This window comes from Paenibacillus harenae DSM 16969 (assembly GCF_000422465.1).
Classification (GTDB): domain Bacteria; phylum Bacillota; class Bacilli; order Paenibacillales; family Paenibacillaceae; genus Pristimantibacillus; species Pristimantibacillus harenae.
In genome coordinates, this window is sequence record NZ_AULV01000017.1 from 136,145 (window position 1) to 152,558 (window position 16,414).

Sequence of the window (16,414 nt, forward strand, 5' to 3'; positions counted from 1 at the left end):
ATGATGTGTTAGGTGGATTATATTGATGTGGAGGGGCGGTATGAAAAGCAGCTTTCGCAAAAAATTGATGATCGTGTTATTGGCAGCCACCGTCTTGCCGATTTCCATTTCCATGCTGATAACGTATAACCGTACGACGTCCACGATTACGGAACAGGCAGTCAAAGACAATTCAAAGCTGTTATTTCAAGGAAAGACCAACTTGATTAATTACTTCGAACTCTTTAATAAGCTTTACAATTCCGTTTATTACGATGCAAACGCCGGCGATGCGTTGTTTCGCCTTCTGCGGGACGGCGTACCTTCCCAGAACGATAATGATTACGAGCGTTCGGTCGTCGGCACCACGCTGCGGAGCATGGCGATGACGAGTGCGGATATCTTTCAGATACGGCTGCATCTTAATGAAGGCAACCGGTCGTACCTGCTGGCAAACGAGCTGCTCCGGTATGAGACGAACGTCAAATCGCCTGAAGACGAGTCCGTAATATGGAAACCAACGGGATATATTCAGTATTCCCATCTAAGTCATGCTTATGGAGTCGACGAACGGAAGAAGTTTACGTATTATTTTCCAAAGACCGTCGTATCTTTCCACCGTCCGATTTTCGACGTGCCTTCCGAACGTGAAATCGGACGGTTGTCGATCGATATCAGCCTCGACTATATCCGTTCCATTAGCGAAATGCTCTATACTTCCGGTCAAGAAGAACTATGGATCGTGAACGAGAAAGGCGAGGTTGTGTTCAGCTCCTACGAGGAGCAGATCGGTGCCGCGGGGCTGCAGGAGGATTGGGTGAACCGCGTGCTGGAGGATCGGGCCGAGCATGGACAATTCCGGCTTCAATCGCAGTCTTTCGACGGAATTGTCGTATACGAGAAGCTGACGACAAATTATATGAATTGGGCCATTGTGAAGCGGATACCTTACCGTCATCTGTACAGCGAGGCTAGGCAAATTACGCGTATTAACAGTCTCGTTCTCGGGTTCTTCCTCCTTATTACCGTCCTGATGACCATGTATATTTCGTATCAGATTACGAAGCCGATCAAGCGGCTCCTTCATTCGATTCACGCCATGAAGTCCGGTAACCTGGAAGTCGACATTCCGATCAGAAGCAAGGATGAGATCGGTATCTTGGCTCAGCGGTTCCGGCAGCTCATGGAACAAATCAATCATTTGATTCTGCGGGAATACCGGCTTGAAATCGCCAATAAGACCAATCAGCTGAAGGCGCTGCAGGCGCAAATTCACCCGCATTTTCTAAACAACGCCTTGCAATCGATAGGAACCTTGGCGCTCAAGCATCAAGACCGTAAATTGTACACGCTCATCTCGTCCCTCGGCAAGCTGATGCGCTATCATATGAACACGGAAGAATCGGTCGTTCCCTTGATCAAGGAAATCGAACATGTCAAAGCGTATGCGGAGCTGCAGAAGCAAAGGTTTGGCGATAATCTGGACGTCCATTTTCTCGTCGAGCCCGATGCGGAAGGAATCGAAATTCCGAAGATGATTATACAGCCGCTTGTGGAGAATGTATTTAAACACGGAATCAAGCAATCCGATGTGCCCATAACGATCGTCGTTCGTTGCGAGAAATCGCCGGACGAGACGCTTCGGATCAGCGTAGAGGACAATGGCCGGGGAATCGATCCGGAGCGGAGGAGTCTGCTGAAAGCACAGTTGAATCGACCGGATAACGCGGTTGCGACGCCGCAGGAAGAGCATATCGGACTTGCGAACGTCTTGATGCGCCTTCGTTTGTTTTTCAACAACCATTCATCGATGACGTTGAAGGAAAACGTTGACGGCGGATTTATTGTGAGTATGGCCATTCCTATGAGTGAGGGGGAGAAAGCGACATGAAGGCGCTCATCGTAGACGACGAACGGCATGTAAGAGAGGCGATTCACCTGCTTGTCGATTGGGAGTCGTTCGGGATCCGGGAGATCAGGGAAGCTTCGGACGGCAAGGCGGCAATTGAGGTCATTCAGTCGTGGAAGCCCGAAATCATATTTACCGACATGATGATGCCGGGAATGGACGGCTGCGAGCTGCTGACCTGGATTCAAGAACACGCGCCGGGCAGCAAAACGATCGTGATCAGCGGGCACGACGATTTCCGTCTGGTCCGCCATTCGATGACGGCGGGCGGCATCGATTATATTTTAAAGCCAATTGATGCCGATCAGCTGCTGTCGGCCGTGAAACAGGCGGTTACGCTCCGGACGGAGGAAGACGTAACCCGCCATGAGCAGCAAAGCCGCAAAATTGAAGTAAATTTATTAAAACCGATCTATTGGGAGAAAATATTTACCGACTTCATCCAATATCCAAACACGGACGGAAAGAAGCTCTCCGAAATTCGGAGCGAGTTTCCCGAGCTCGGTACGGCAAGCATCTGCAGCTGCTCGGTAATCAGTTTGCGCGTGGAGGACGAGTCGATTCAGGCGAAATACAAAAACCACAGAGATTTATTGTTTTTCTCGTTAACGAATATTTGCAATGACTTTCTCCGAAACCCGCGCATCGGCTTTGCTTTCCGCTACTGGGCCAGCGAGGAGGAGATTGTTCTCCTGCATTGGAGCAACCTGGACGGGTTGAAAGATCAAGTGAACGTCATCAACCAAGCGTTTCAAGACACGCTCGGAGCGCGGTTCGATATCGGGATCGGCACCGCAAGGCCGTTCCCTCAGGATGTTCAGCAGGCATACCAAGATGCAAAAAACGCGCTGCAGCAGCGGAATCGCGATGCGGCGGACAGCCGGATTTACATGTCCGGGGAATTCGGCGACTTTCAGATGCAAACAGAGCGCAACGTCATTGCCGAAATCCAGAAATACATGGAGAGCCATTACAACACCGATCTGCCCCTGCAGCATATCGCTAATCAATTTTTCTTGAGCCGGGAATATATCTCCAGGCGGTTTAAACAAAAAACCGGAGTCAACATTTCGGAGTATCTGGAACAAATCCGAATGGAGAAGGCAAAACTATATTTATTGAACCCCAGCTTAAAGATTTCCCAGGTCGCCGGGATGGTCGGCTATCAAGACGAGAAATACTTCAGCAGGGTATTTAAAAAGTTGAACGGCTGTACGCCAAAAGAATATCGCAATGCGCACAAGGCTTAATTTCCGGACGACCTGGTTCCTGCGACAACAAATAGAGAGAAACCGCCGGACAAAATAGTCCAGGCGGTTTCTCAGGTCAATTCACTAAGTATTGTCCGGGCTTACGCCGCAGCCTGTATGAGCAGCTGTCACGGTTGTTCCAACAAGTTACATTCCCTTATTCTAGTAGGTCGAAGACTACAGCGTGTCTGGGCCCGACTCGAAGCCGATCACCCCGTCAATGAAAGCGAGCGAAGCGATGGTCTCCTCAAAGGGGATCGATTTCTTGAGTTTAAGATGAATACGCAAGGTTAGATAACTTCCTTTCTTACCCGTATCGACCTCGTTGTCCACCGCAATTTTGTTAATCTGCATGCCGTTGGTGTTGAGATATTTCAATACGTAATTCAGCCCAGAGGAGTTTTTGTCCACCGTGATCTTAAGCTCGTGCAGCATCTTCCCTCTCGAAAACCGTTTCTCAAGCTTGTTCAGCGCAAACAAGCTGATTACCACCAGCAAAGTCGCAATAACCGCGCCAACGTAGAAGCCCGCGCCCGCCGCGAGACCGATCGCCGCCGATACCCACAACGAAGCTGCCGTCGTCAGTCCGCTCACGCCGAACCCGTTGCGCATAATGGTACCGGCACCGAGGAATCCGACGCCGCTGATGACCTGTGCGGCTAACCGCGCCGGATCCAATCGGACATTCGGCTCCGACGCGAAATCCGCGAACCCGTAAATCGATAACAGAACAATGACGGCGGACCCCAGACAGACGAGAATATGCGTCCGAAACCCCGCGGAATGTCCGCCAAGTTCTCTTTCCAGGCCAATCAGCCCGCCTAGTCCGAGCGCCATCAGCAGTCGCAGAGCCATTTCCGTTAATCCGATTTGCCATACGCTTGGATCGTAGTGCAGAAGTTCCATCGTCCTCATCCTCTGCGGAAGCTGGAGTTAGATCGTAGAACAGGAATCCCCCTCTACGATTGTGCTGCTTATGACCATATTGTCCTGATAATCGCCCTCGCAGGCACCCAGCTTATGCATGAGCAGCCTAACGGATTGTACGCCCAGCTCGGAGGGCTGCAGATCCATGCCGGTTAAGGGAGGCGCCGTCCGGTGCATCATGGAAAGATCACCGCAAATGACGAACAGGGAAATATCCTCAGGGATGCGAAGACCTATATCCTTGATCGCATTCATCGCGCTGAACGCCGTGCGGTCATCGTCTGCGATAATGGCCGTAACCCGCTCCCCCATCTCCCCGATCACGCGGCGCGTCTCCTCATAGCCGTAATTTAAGTAGTCCTCCGAATGAACCGAAGGCTTATAATGAAGCATATGCTCCCGCAGGGCGATCCGATGCTTCGCCAATGCTTCGAAGAAAGCCGTTTTTCGTTCTATGGACACGGTCATCCGTTCATTCGCATTCAGGAACATGATGTTCGCATGTCCCTTTCCGATCAAATAATCGCAGATATCATGCAGGATCCGGGCATTATCATTGTTTACCGTAGGCGCCGACTCTACCTGCGAATTAAAGATTTTGCCGACCGTAACGAAGGGAATGCCGTTCTGATGGAGCAGATTGATCCTCTCGTCCTCCTCCGTCGGCCCGAGCACGATCGCGCCGTCGATCGGATAACTGGCCAGTGAAGGCGTCTTCACCTCCTGTGCGGGAAGCATATCGAGCAGCACCCGGTAGCCGAATCGGGAAGCCTCCAGCACGACGCCGTTGATGAATTGGTTATGAAACGCGCTGAAGAAAAAGTTGCCGTGCGGAATGGTTAGCCCGATTGCCATCGTCTTCTTCGTCACCAAGCTTCTTGCGATATGATTCGGGACGTAATTCAATTCCCTGGACGCCTTAAGCACCCTCTCCGTCACTGTCTTGCTGGCCGGCCTCTTCTGGCTGAACACGTTGGAGACGGTTCCTTTGGACACGCCGGCGAGGCGCGCGACATCATCGATTTTCGCCATGGCTAGACGCTACATCCTTTCAAGGCCGGATCAACTTATTCGCAAGAAGCTCTTCATTCAGCCGTTCCGCCAATTCCACAAGCTCCAGCGGCTCGCCGATCGTATAATCCGGCTGTTCCAGCGGATCGGCCGGCGTCTTCGGATAACGGGACGTCCAGTTCAAATGCACGCTGGTCATGCCGACCTGATTCGCACCCTTGACATCCCGCGACAGATTATTGCCGACCATGATGATCCGGCCGCGGTCCTGCTCGCCGAGCTCCATCGCGCCCATAGCCGCCTTGAACATACGCGGATTCGGCTTATCGACCCTTATCTGCTCGGAGTAGATCAAGACCTCGAAATAATCGTAAAGGCCGTTCATCGTCAACAGATTCTTGAAGGACTGCGCCGTCCCGTCGGCTACGATCGCCAGCCTGTACCCGCGCTCCGCAAGCGTCTTAACCATCGTATCGGCTCCCGGAATGACCCGGCCTTGAATGACCGTGCCTTGTTCGTCGCGAATCTCCGTGCCTTCGTCAATAATCGTATCCCCGCAATCGAGGAAAATAATCAGTTCCTTCGTTTCATTGCCCATCGCCTGTTCCCTGTTCATTCCTTGCACCCCTTAATGTCAATTCGTCTGCATAATGGCAGGCCGCAAAATGATGGTCTCCGACCTCCCTCAATGCCGGCACTTCCTTGATGCACCTCTCCGTCTTATACGCGCAGCGCGGATGGAAGTGGCAGCCGCTTGGCGGATTCGCGGGATTCGGCACCTCGCCCTCCAGAATGATCCGGGTCTTCTTCAGATCCGGGTCCGGCTGCGGAACGGCGGAGAGAAGCGCCTCGGTGTAGGGATGTCCGGGCTGCTTGAACATGGAATCGACGGCTGCCAGCTCCACGACTCTGCCCAAGTGCATCACCGCTACCCGGTCCGATATGTTCTCCACGATCGACAGATCGTGCGAGATGAAAATATACGTGATCTTGAACTGCTCCTGCAGATCCTTTAACAGGTTAATGATTTGGGCTTGAATCGACACGTCCAGCGCGGACACCGCTTCATCGCATACGATCAGCCTGGGCTGGGTAATCAGCGCCCTCGCAATGGCGATCCGCTGTCTTTGCCCGCCGGAGAAGGCATGCGGATAACGTTTAAGGTAGCTGACATTTAACCCCGTTTTCTCCGCAATGGCCGATACCTTCTCCTCCACTTCCGATTTGGACAGCTTGAAGTTGGCGATCAAAGGTTCGGAAATAATGTCGAATACGCTCATTCGCGGACTCAGCGAGGAGTAGGGGTCCTGGAAAATCATCTGAATATCTTTTCTGAACCTCTTCGATTCGGTCCCCTTCAGCTTCAGGAAATCGACGGCCACTCCCTCTTCCGTGCGATAGAGCACCTCGCCGGAGGAGGCACTCATGCCTCTCACGATGCATCTGCCCAGCGTCGTTTTGCCGCAGCCCGATTCTCCGACGATGCTCAGCGTTTCCCCTTCCCGCAGTTGGAAGGAGATATCTTGCAGCACCCGCACGGCATTCGGTTTGGCGAACAACGCCTTCCGGGACTTTACTTTGAAATCCTTATTGAGATTTTTAACCTCCAGAATGGGCTTCGCCATCGCTATTCTCCTCCATGCTGGTCCGAGTACAGGAAGCACCTGACCGTATGACTGCCGGAAATTTGTGTTGCAGGCACGGACTGCGCATTGCATATGCCTTCCATCCGATCCTTGCAGCGTTCGTAGAACCCGCACATCGGAGGCATATTGACCGGAATCGGCACGGCGCCTTCGATGGAATCCAGCCGCTTCGACTTATTACCGCCAAGCCTTGGCATCGATCTCAGCAAGCCTTTCGTATACGGATGCTTAGGGTTATGGAAAATTTCCTTCACGGGCGCCTGCTCGACGATCTTGCCGAGATACATGACGGCCACTTCGTCGCACATTTCCGCGATGATGCCGAGATCATGCGTCACGAGCAGGATCGCCATGCCGAATTCCTGCTGCAGCGTCTTCATCAGCTCCAGCACTTGGGCTTGAATGGTCACGTCCAGCGCCGTTGTCGGCTCATCGGCGATAAGCAGCTCGGGATTGCAGGATAAGGCCATCGAGATCATTGCCCGCTGGCGCATGCCGCCCGAGAATTCATGCGGATATTGGTCGAATCTCTTCTCCTGATCCGATATCCCTACTTTGCTCAGCATCTCGAGCGCGATCTTCTTGGCTTCCTTCTTGTTCCTGGTACGGTGAATCAGAATCGCTTCCGTGATCTGGTTCCCGATCGTATACATCGGCGAGAAAGCCGTCATCGGCTCTTGAAAGATCATGGCAATCTTGCGGCCGCGGATGGAGCGGATCTGCCTGCCGTTCGGATCCAGCGATAGAAGGTTTAACGGCTTGCCTGCCGCCCCCGGCTCTGACGAGGACAGGTACGCGACCGTCCCCGACGTCTCGCATTCTTTGGGATTGATGCTGAGGAGGGCCCGGCTGGTCAGGCTTTTGCCGCAGCCGGACTCACCTACAAGACCTAATGTTTTCCCTTTCCTGATCTCGAAATCCACTCCGTCCACGGCGTTCATGACCCCGTTATCCATCTGAATCCGAATCTTCAGGTCCCGAACACGGAGAAGCGGCTGCTGCGTTTGAACGGCCTCTGCTGTCATATGTATCCCCTCGCTATGACCTTGAATTTTGAACTACCTTTTGTATGGATCCGCGGCATCGCGCAAGCCGTCGCCCAGAAAGTTGAAGGTTAAGACGGTGAGGATGACCGTGCCGAGCGGAATGATTTTCCACGGATACAATGCAATATTATCGATCTGTTGGGCCTCCTGCAGCAGTACGCCCCAGCTGGTAGCCGGAGAACGAATGCCGAGCCCAAGGAAGCTCATGGCTGTCTCGGCGAGAATCATGCCGGGAATCGCCAATGTCGTGGCGACGACCAGGTAACTAATGAAACCCGGCAGCAGATGCTTTACAATAATCTTCGCATCGCCGACGCCGGCAATTTTGGCGGCAACGACGTAATCTTCGTTTTTCAAGGAAATAAACTTGCCTCTCACGACCCTCGCCAAACCCGTCCATTCAATGAAGGCGAATATGATGACGATGTAAATATACATCCTGACGACCGGAATGCGCGGAGGGATCGCGGCGGATAAAGCCATCCATAGCGGCAGCGTCGGAAAGGAACGAATGATCTCGATGATCCGCTGAATGACGGAATCCAGCCAGCCTCCGAAATAACCGGATACGCCGCCGATGATCAAGCCTAAGACGAAGCTGATCCCCACCCCTACGAGGGGAATGCTTAATGAAACCTGGCTTCCCAACAAAATGCGGGAGAGCAGATCTCGCCCGAGCGCGTCCGTGCCGAGCAGGAAGATGCGTCCGGGCACCTCGACCCCGATCAGACGCGTTGTCGCAGGAACGAGACCGAGAAACTTATAGCTTTCTCCTTTCACAAAAAATTGCAGCGGATACCGTTTCTCCGTGTCGGACGTAAAAATTTTGCGCATCGTCTCCGGATCCCGCGCCGACTTTAATTCGTAGACGAAGGGCCGGATATGGAATTTCCCCTCCGCGTCGACGAAACGCAGCTTCATCGGAGGCGCGTTCACGTATTTGCTGTCGTAATTTTGCAGCCCGTAGGGTGCAAGGAATTGGGCAAACAACGCTCCCATATATAGAAGAGCCAGAACGAATAGGCTGACCCGCGCCAATTTGTGCTTTTTAAACCTCAGGTACATGAGCCGCCATTGCGAGCTGTAATTGACATCATTGCTTCCGGCCGGCTTAACGACTGTTGACTTTCCGAATACCGGTAGTAGTTTCATAGGCTACGTTCCCCTGAACTCTGTACGGATTTTTGGATCAAGCCACGCGAGCAGAATGTCCGAAATCAAAGTTCCCAGTACCGTCAGCAGAGCCATGAACAGCAGCCATGTGCCCGCCAGATACATGTCCTGCCCTAATAGGGCATTAAACATGACCGGTCCTTGAATCGGCAAATTCAAGACGATCGCCGTAATCGTAGACCCGGTGAAGATCGAGGTCAGCGACCATCCGAACGTGCTGACAATCGGGTTCAGCGCCGCGCGCGTCGGGTACTTGAACAAGATTTTCCGCTCGGACAGGCCTTTCGCTCTCGCCGTAACCACATTCGGCTTATTCAGCTCATCCAGCATCTGGCCCCGCATAACGCGGATCAGATCCGCCGTCCCGGACAACCCGATAACGATGACGGGGATGACCATATGCTTCGCCAGATCGATCATCTTGGCCATCGACCACTCCGCATTCACGTACTCGGCGGAGAACAAGCCGAGCAAGGGATCTCCGAACCACGTGTAGGACAGAAACATGAGAATGACGGCCATCAGGAAATGCGGGGTCGCCATCCCCAGAAAGCTCAGGCCCGAGAAGAAATAGTCCCCTATGGAATACTGCTTGACCGCGCAGTAGATACCGATCGGAATCGCGACGAGGTATTGAAATGCCATTGTGACCAGGGAGACGGTCAGCGTTAGTCCCATATATTGCTCAATGACGGCTAGAACGGGCTTGTTGTAGTTAAAGGAGAAGCCGAAATCTCCGTGCACGACGATGTCCTTGATCCAGATGAAGTATTGTTCGTAAACGGGGCGGTCCAGCCCCAGATCCGCTCGCATCGCATCCATGTCTTCTTGCGTAAACACTTCGCCCGCGACGGACATTTCTGCCGCGTAATTGGATACGTAATCGCCGGGCGGAAGCTGAATGATGTAGAACACGATGACGGATATAAAAACCACGACAGGGATGACCAGCAGAATTCGCTTCAACGTGTACTGCAGCATCTCTTATCCTCCCCTCCCCATGACCATTCGGAACACGAATGCCTTTGGAATGAACATGCCGCCAATAGAGGGGGAGCCGATGCTCCGCCTTCTATTGGCACGCAAGTGAAATGCCTCGTTACTGCTTCAGATAGAACTGCGCGGGATGGGCTGCCCCAAGGGAACGGAACTCATCGGCCCAAATCATATCCTCCGGAATATTGCCCATCTTGTTCGAAGCGGCAATCAAGGTCGGCGTCGGGCCCGCGTAGCCGATGATCCACTGATTTTTCATATGGATCTTGACGATCTCGCTACTCAGCCGGTTAATCTCTTCCGCCGTGCCGGCCGCCTTGATTTGATCCCAATACTCGAGAATCTTGGCGACATCGCCCTCCGGCTTCACGCCTTCTTTGCCTCCGGAAGAAACATACAAGCCGTATTGACCGTACCACGGAGTCAGAACGCGAAGCGGCACAAGCGTGTCGGGACGGAAAGAGACGTTCACGACGGAGATGTTCTCGATGCTCGCCGGAACCTGATTCGAATATTTCAATTCCTGCAGCGTCGCCTGATCGACAATCTTCAGGTTCGTCTTAATCCCCATATCCTCGTAATACTTCTTAAGGAGCTCCGTATAATTGGCGCTGTCCTCCGAGGAATCCATAATCGTTATCGATAAATCCGAGCCGTCGGGGAACAGACGGAAATTGTTTTTATCCCGTTTCGTTAAGCCAATCTCATCAAGCAATGCATTCGCGCGGTCAGGGTCGAAGGCAGCCCATTGATCCGCCCATCCTTCCTGATAGCCGATAAGACCTTCCGGTACGGAAGCCTGGATGGGATCCGCTATGCCGTTCGTCGCGATTTCCGTAATTTCGCCGCGGTTTACTCCGAGGGAAAGCGCCTCCCTGAACCGGATGTCCTGGAACAGCTTGCGAAGGTTAGGGTCATCGACCGTTTGGTTAAGCTGAATGCCCAAGGTCGACCAAGCGGGCTGCTGCCAAGGGATCACCCGGAAATCGCCCTTCTTCTCGTTTTCCTTCAGGACGGTGAAATCCTGCGCTCCAAACGTGGACAGATTAAAGTCTCCCGCCAAGGTGCCTAGAACCCGCTGGCTCGGATCCTGAATTTTCGTTGCGACAATTCGATCCATGTAAGGGAGCTGATTGCCGTCCGGATCCGTCTTCCAGTAGTACGGGTTGCGTTCCATGATGAACTGGTCGCCGTTCGGATCGTTCTTCGCCACCCATGCCCGGAGGGTCGGGATCTGCGGATAAATCCAGTAATAGTACCCGGTTTCCTTCAGGAATGCGGTCGTATCCTCGAAGCCCCACTCTTTGGCGATCGCAAGCGCCTTGGCTTCGCCTACAAGCTCCGGCAGAATCGTCTTGTGGAAATGGGCCGGCGCAAAAAACCACTTGTTGTCGATCGCGACCCGTTCAAGAAACTGGACGCTCGGGTATTTATGAACGACCTTGAACGAATAGTCGTCCACCTTCGTGACCGTCGCCAGCGCCTTATCGCCGGTTGCCGGGTCCACCGAGTAATACGCGTCGTAGATCGCTTTGCCGAAGGTTTCCTTTGTCAGCATGTGTTCCCAGTAGAACATCACATCGTCCGCCGTAAAAGGAACGCCGTCCGACCATTTCATGCCTTCCCTGAGATGGATAATGAACTCCGTGGCGTTTTCGTTGACCTCATAGCTTTTGGCTACGTTCGGCTCGACGCCGCTGCCGTCCTTGTTGAACCGGAAGAGCGCTTCTTCCGTCGGCTGTCCCACGGACCACTTGTCTCCCGGTCCCGTCCAGGCCATCGTCCATTCTCCGCCGTACTGTCCAATCTCATCGACGACAGGCTCAACCATGACGTCCTCCTGCGCTGGGAGGCGCTCTGCCAGCGGGGGCAGCGAACCGGCGGATACAAGCCCCGCGAGCATAGGCGCTTCTTTGGCCGGTATCGTGCCGTTACCCACCGGACCTTCTTCCTTGACTGCAGGCTTATTGTTGGATTCCCCTGCCGCAGACGATGGCTCCGGCGAATTGTTATTGTTGGTGCACCCTGCAGCGATAATGGAAATAATGACGAACAGAACAGCTAGAGCTTTCCTCTGTTTCAAAATAACCCCTCCACTAGTGAACGATGTTTGGTTCGACTTGCGTTGTACTGCCCTTTGTTCTTGCTTATGCCGCCGATTCCCGGCTGCCATGAAGCCCCGACCGTTCACCTCCACCTCTTGTTAAACCGGTTTAATTTACGGTTAATTTTATGCTCGCTTTCCGAAAGAATGTGACCTATTAAATCGGTTTAATACCTAATCAAGAAAAGTTGTAAGCGCTTCATTATATGCTTTGACATGCGGCGCGATGACAATAATTGTTGTTACAAGGTCAAATGATTCGCTTCCTAGTTCCTTTTCAACCCACCTTGCATGTCGGCGATCGCCTCCCGGTGCGTCCACATTTACGTACAGCCCCGCCACTCCGGTATCATGGTAGCACCTGGCAAAAAACGCTGTCAACGCAATGTAAACCACGTGTAAACAGGCACGCTTCGGGCAAACCGCTCCTGCTTCTTCGTGCTGCCCGGTTCTGATCCGTCCTTTGGCGGCAAAAGCGAACGTTACGCCGTGAAAGCTAAGCCCAAGTAAACGCGAGATTTACAAATTCTTTGAATCGATCAAATTGAAAAAGCCTCCCGGAAGGGAGGCTTTTTCTGCACAATCGACGCGGCTTCAGCAGAGACAAATCCCTGTGCTATTCGGATGCCCGCAATTTCCGGCTCGTAGAGTCACATTAGAGCTCAATGGTCTTGGTAGCAACATTTTTGCAAAATTCACTGTCATGCTCCACGAAAAGAATGGTTGGCGAATGTTCAAGCAACAGCTCTTCAATTTGCATGCGGGAAATAATATCGATAAAATTAAGCGGCTCATCCCAAATATGCAAATGAACCTTCTCGCAAAGGCTTTTTGCAAGGAGCACTTTCTTCTTCTGGCCGCCGCTGAAAGCCGACATATCCTTTTCAAATTGAATTCTGGAAAAATCAAGCTTTCTTAAAATGGACTTAAACAGGCTTTCATCAATCCCGTTGTCTCTGGCGTAGTCCGTTAAATTGCCCTGCAAATGCGAGGTATCCTGGGAAACATAAGATATTTGAAGCTGGCTTCCTTTTCTGAAGGTGCCCGTATAGTTGATATCCTCGCCGCAAATCAGTTTGATCAAGCTCGATTTTCCAGAGCCGTTTTGACCTGAAAGCGCAATTCGGTCACCCTGCTCAATCGTAAAGCTGATATCAGCGCAAACCGTGTTCTCTCCGTAATAAATCGACACATGTTCAAGCTCGGCAAGCTGGTTTTTATGAAAAGCAAGCTGTGAAATTTTCAAGCTTTCAGAGCTTTCTATATTTTTAAGGAGCGTAGACCTTTCATCAATAGCCGATTGCTGCCTTTGCTCAATGGATTTAGATCGTTTCATCATTTTAGCAGCCTTGTGGCCGACATACCCTTTATCTACCTTGGAACCGGAATTTCTTGTCCCGTTTTTCGTTTTTTCCACTTCGTGCGACCAGTTGCTCGTTCGTTTAGCGGCATCCGATAATTGTTTAATGTCTTTTCTAAGCTTCTCGTTCTCTGCAAGCTCGAACTGATCCTGCCTCTTTTTATTTTCCCGCCAATCGGAGAAATTGCCTTTTTGAATCTCTACGTTGGTCTTGTTGATGGAAAGAATGTGGTCTACGCAGTTATCGAGAAAGGATCTGTCGTGAGACACCAGAATAAAGCCTTTTTTAGTATTCAGATAATCACTGACAAGCTTTCTTGCATGTACATCCAGGTGATTGGTAGGTTCATCAATTAACAGAAAGCTGTTCTCCTTCAGAAATAGCGTCGCGAGCAGCACCTTCGTCTGCTCTCCGTTCGACAAGGACTCGAAGGGCCGGTATAGCACATCCTCCGACACCTTTAACAGTGTAAGCTCGCGCATCAATTGCCAGTGAAGATAATCCGGATAAATTGCGTCGATGACTTCATAGGTGAGCTTCTCCTTGTTCTCGACATGAAAAGGAAAATATTCAAAATTAACATTAGCCGAAATATTTCCGCCGTATTCATATTTACCAAGCAGCAAGTTCAGAAATGTAGTCTTACCTCTGCCGTTTCTTCCCGTAAACCCTAATTTCCAATCGGTATCCAATTGAAAGCTAAAGTTGTCGAATATATGATCGTAACTGCCGTCGTAGGCAAAAGTCAGATTTGTCACTTTTATTAATGACATAAATGATATCCTCCTGTTACATAAAAAATAAAAGCTACAAGAAAGTTACTTTCTTGTAGCTCAAATAAATACAACAGCAAATCCAACCCGCAGCTGCGGAGTCGGATAAGGATATATTGAATTTGAGTGAAAAGAGTCCGTAACTTTCTTGCATAACGAATAAAACATGCGAAAAATACCGCTCGTATTGTTTTATTTATTCGCAAGAAATATTACATACTTTTCAACTCCATTCGTTAAATTAAGGGTATCTTAACATAGATATTTTTTAATTTCAACAATTGAACACTCAGCGCCTCTAAAACTTAGAGAGTAAAAAAGCCGAAAAGAGATAGCGGCCACAGCAGCGGGATCAAGCCGACCCATACCGCTCTCCGGAATTTGCGCTTGTGATAAAATATCCAGCTGGCGATGCCGGCTCCGATAAATGCCAGGGGATAACACATAAAGATTATATAGGACGTCTTCTGCACGGTGCTTATCGTATCGTATTGGTCCAGCATCGTGAGCGTCAGGATTGCGAATAAAAGCCATGCCGCCGTGATCAAAACATAGATAATCTGGCTAATCAGTAGAAAGAGACCTGCTTTAACATTTTTCACGTCATGATGACCCCTCAAGTGGAAGATTATTATCGTTGCTTAACTAGAACGTTCTTATTATTCGGCTTTCTTTGCCGGCATATGGACCAGGATCTATTAACTAATGAAGCGTTGTTTGATTGCTTTTTGACATGTCATCATTCCTCCAATATTTATAATCGCCATTTTCATGCGCGGTTCCTATCTTACCGACTTCAACGGAATCGGCCGCAAAATCCGGCGAATGCGTCGTAAGGGGTGGAATAAACGTGGAAGGGGCCATACAGCGTATCGATCGTTTCGATCCTGTCGGAGATCTTCCGGTAGAGCCCGTTCGTGTAATGATTATCGGCTGACGTCGGAATCCGTACTTCCTTGACGTCTCCGCTCAGCTCCCCAATCTTCGCCGCCAGCACCTGCAGCCCTCTTATAAAGGTCCGGTTGCTCCGATACTTGTCCGCAAAATAACAGTTCCCGAGTACTGCGATCTCTTTATTGTTAAACCCATGTTTCTCCAAACCGAGAACAAAGCTCCCCATGCCGATGACCTCATCCAGCTCGTCCGTCAAAATTGCCGCACTCCCATTCCTGATGCAGTTTTTGACGTCCGTGAGCGCGTGAGTTACTTGATACCCCGGAATAATGCGCTGCCGATGCTCCATATAAAATTCCGTAAATCTGCTCCACTGTCCATTATTTTCGCATATTTCGAATTTCACCATCTTGTTTTCTCCTTCCTAAACTGGTATTTTTCAAAAAAAATATATTTAGACTTGTATAATCACAAATTATAGATTATATTTCTATTAAATCCATTATAAGGAGGCATTCGAATGGGAGCTCCTGCTTGCAGCGCGCCAATGGCGTCCACCATCGATAGGGACACTGCGCAGTACTAATTGATCGATCAACACCGGTGGCCGGCAGACATTGCCGGCCATTCCAGTCTATGTCGCTCTCGCCTAAATCCTTTGATAGGGATCGAACTTGAGCAAACGCCCCAGCGGGATCGTATAGAAATCGAGAACGCCGCACGGGGGTTCCGTTGTCTTCGAATGTGTCGCAAGCTTGCTGAACATTCTCCGGTTATCCTCCGTAGCCGGCGCAAAAAATACCACTTCCCGAACTTCTCTTTGCGATTCGAGAAGCTTCTGGATAAACATGCGCAGCACGGATAACAAAGCCGCTCCGCCCCTCCAACTTTCCTTAAAGTAGAGTAGATGGACCTCGATTCTTCCCGGATCCTTGTAATCGTCTTCAAGCGTTCCCGCCGTATGTGCCAATACAGCCGCTATTTGGCCGTCACTATCCGTGCCGATCATGAAGCCGTTATCTTCCATCGCGTAAACAAGCGAGTTCATGACCGTACTCCAGTTATACAGCAGTCCGAGGTCCGTTCCATGCCGGCATAAAAATATCACGCCGTTTTCTCTATCTTCTTCCGTCTCGGCTATCGACCATGTGATCATTCGGCCGCACTCCTTTGCTTTCGTATCCTGAGCGAAGCTTCAAAAGTTCGAACTTATTTCCTCCTCCATTTTACCTATGTCGCCTGCGTGCAAACTGAAAAGAAAGCGCTTCATGTAAGGTATTGGCCCATTCCTATAAAAAAAATGTCAGAAAAACAAGAAAAAACGGCTTCTCCATGATTGGAAAAG

General features: G+C 50.9%; 14 protein-coding genes. 2 read left to right on the plus strand and 12 right to left on the minus strand.

Annotated features, from left to right (window positions below):
- The first annotated feature begins 40 nt into the window (after positions 1 to 40).
- Positions 41 to 1,870: a sensor histidine kinase gene (locus tag H581_RS33155; protein WP_036717837.1), complete on the plus strand. Its 1,830-nt coding sequence runs from the start codon at positions 41 to 43 to the stop codon at positions 1,868 to 1,870.
- Complete coding sequence (locus H581_RS0105345; protein WP_028609120.1) at positions 1,867 to 3,138, plus strand: response regulator; 1,272 nt, start codon at positions 1,867 to 1,869, stop codon at positions 3,136 to 3,138. The genes H581_RS33155 and H581_RS0105345 overlap by 4 nt, the downstream gene beginning before the upstream one ends.
- Positions 3,139 to 3,315: 177 nt before the next feature.
- Here the strand turns inward: H581_RS0105345 and H581_RS0105350 are convergent, their stop codons facing one another.
- From H581_RS0105350 to H581_RS0105410, 12 genes are all read right to left on the minus strand, one after another.
- The gene (locus H581_RS0105350) at positions 3,316 to 4,044 is read right to left on the minus strand and encodes an MgtC/SapB family protein (protein ID WP_028609121.1); all 729 of its coding nucleotides are present in this window, start codon (positions 4,042 to 4,044) and stop codon (positions 3,316 to 3,318) included.
- Positions 4,045 to 4,071: 27 nt separating this feature from the next.
- Entirely contained in the window at positions 4,072 to 5,097 is a 1,026-nt protein-coding gene (locus H581_RS0105355; RefSeq protein WP_028609122.1) for a LacI family DNA-binding transcriptional regulator, read from the minus strand.
- Between the two features lie 19 nt (positions 5,098 to 5,116).
- Positions 5,117 to 5,692 carry an HAD family hydrolase gene (locus H581_RS0105360; protein WP_028609123.1) on the minus strand — a complete coding sequence of 192 codons (576 nt, stop codon included), beginning with the start codon at positions 5,690 to 5,692 and terminating at the stop codon, positions 5,117 to 5,119.
- Positions 5,664 to 6,701 carry an ABC transporter ATP-binding protein gene (locus H581_RS0105365; protein WP_028609124.1) on the minus strand — a complete coding sequence of 346 codons (1,038 nt, stop codon included), beginning with the start codon at positions 6,699 to 6,701 and terminating at the stop codon, positions 5,664 to 5,666. The genes H581_RS0105360 and H581_RS0105365 overlap by 29 nt, the downstream gene beginning before the upstream one ends.
- A 2-nt stretch (positions 6,702 to 6,703) precedes the next feature.
- Positions 6,704 to 7,747 (minus strand): ABC transporter ATP-binding protein, encoded by a 1,044-nt coding sequence (locus tag H581_RS0105370; protein WP_028609125.1) that lies wholly within the window; start codon positions 7,745 to 7,747, stop codon positions 6,704 to 6,706.
- A 33-nt stretch (positions 7,748 to 7,780) separates the two neighbouring features.
- Positions 7,781 to 8,920, minus strand: coding sequence for an ABC transporter permease (locus tag H581_RS0105375; protein WP_028609126.1), 1,140 nt, complete (start codon positions 8,918 to 8,920; stop codon positions 7,781 to 7,783).
- A 3-nt stretch (positions 8,921 to 8,923) separates the two neighbouring features.
- Positions 8,924 to 9,922, minus strand: coding sequence for an ABC transporter permease (locus tag H581_RS0105380; protein WP_028609127.1), 999 nt, complete (start codon positions 9,920 to 9,922; stop codon positions 8,924 to 8,926).
- 118 nt (positions 9,923 to 10,040) lie between these two features.
- Positions 10,041 to 12,020 carry an ABC transporter substrate-binding protein gene (locus tag H581_RS0105385; RefSeq protein ID WP_245599926.1) on the minus strand — a complete coding sequence of 660 codons (1,980 nt, stop codon included), beginning with the start codon at positions 12,018 to 12,020 and terminating at the stop codon, positions 10,041 to 10,043.
- A 676-nt stretch (positions 12,021 to 12,696) separates the two neighbouring features.
- On the minus strand, positions 12,697 to 14,175 hold the full coding sequence (locus tag H581_RS0105395) for an Lsa family ABC-F type ribosomal protection protein (RefSeq protein WP_028609130.1): 1,479 nt from the start codon (positions 14,173 to 14,175) through the stop codon (positions 12,697 to 12,699).
- 305 nt (positions 14,176 to 14,480) lie between these two features.
- Positions 14,481 to 14,777 carry a hypothetical protein gene (locus H581_RS33160; protein ID WP_036717840.1) on the minus strand — a complete coding sequence of 99 codons (297 nt, stop codon included), beginning with the start codon at positions 14,775 to 14,777 and terminating at the stop codon, positions 14,481 to 14,483.
- Between the two features lie 194 nt (positions 14,778 to 14,971).
- A complete protein-coding gene (locus tag H581_RS0105405) occupies positions 14,972 to 15,478 on the minus strand; it encodes a hypothetical protein (RefSeq protein WP_028609131.1) in 507 nt (168 codons plus the stop codon).
- A gap of 240 nt (positions 15,479 to 15,718) precedes the next feature.
- Positions 15,719 to 16,225, minus strand: a complete 507-nt coding sequence (locus H581_RS0105410; RefSeq protein ID WP_028609132.1) for a hypothetical protein — start codon at positions 16,223 to 16,225, stop codon at positions 15,719 to 15,721.
- Between the last annotated feature and the right edge of the window lie 189 nt (positions 16,226 to 16,414).